Here is a 523-nt window from a genome sequence, read left to right as displayed (position 1 = left end):
GAGGTGAAGCCGGACCGCTGAGAGGTCCCCCCGCGTTGTGGTCAGTTCGGTTCGAACGTCTGCGAGTTGCGCGGTCGCGGCCGTCTCTCGTGCCGCCTGTTCGGCAAGAGCCTCCCGATGGCGGGCGTCTTGGTCGCTCAGCTGCTCACGAACAGACTCCAACTCCGCGGTCAGCTCACGCTTCTGCGTGTCCAGGAGTCGCTCCCAGGTTTTTCGTCGCTCGTCCGCTTCGGCCAAGGCGGTGCGCGCGGCGTCGCGTTCCGCGGTCCGTGTCGCCAGTTCCTCGCTGCGGGCGGCGAGCGTGGCCGCCAGCTTGTCGGCGCGGGTTCGCTGCTCGGCCGCTTCCTCCGTGACCTCTTTCGCGCGCTGGGTGATCACCGCGGTGGCCGACTCCGCCGTGGCCTGCGCCAGCTGGGCCCGGGCACGGCCCTCGACGGCCTCGTCCGCGGTCGCCCTTGCCAGGCTCTCGGCCTGCTCGGCGACCCGAGCGGCTTCCGTCGCCCGCTCGGCGGTCTGCTCGGCC

The 523-nt window shown here is 71.9% G+C and carries 1 pseudogene; it reads right to left on the bottom strand.

Annotated elements, in window-relative coordinates:
• Positions 1-523, bottom strand: a pseudogene (locus CFP71_RS43165) (response regulator receiver protein); the annotation flags it as partial.

The organism is Amycolatopsis thailandensis, from assembly GCF_002234405.1.
GTDB lineage: Bacteria > Actinomycetota > Actinomycetes > Mycobacteriales > Pseudonocardiaceae > Amycolatopsis > Amycolatopsis thailandensis.
This window is presented reverse-complemented; position numbering and strand designations above follow the sequence as displayed.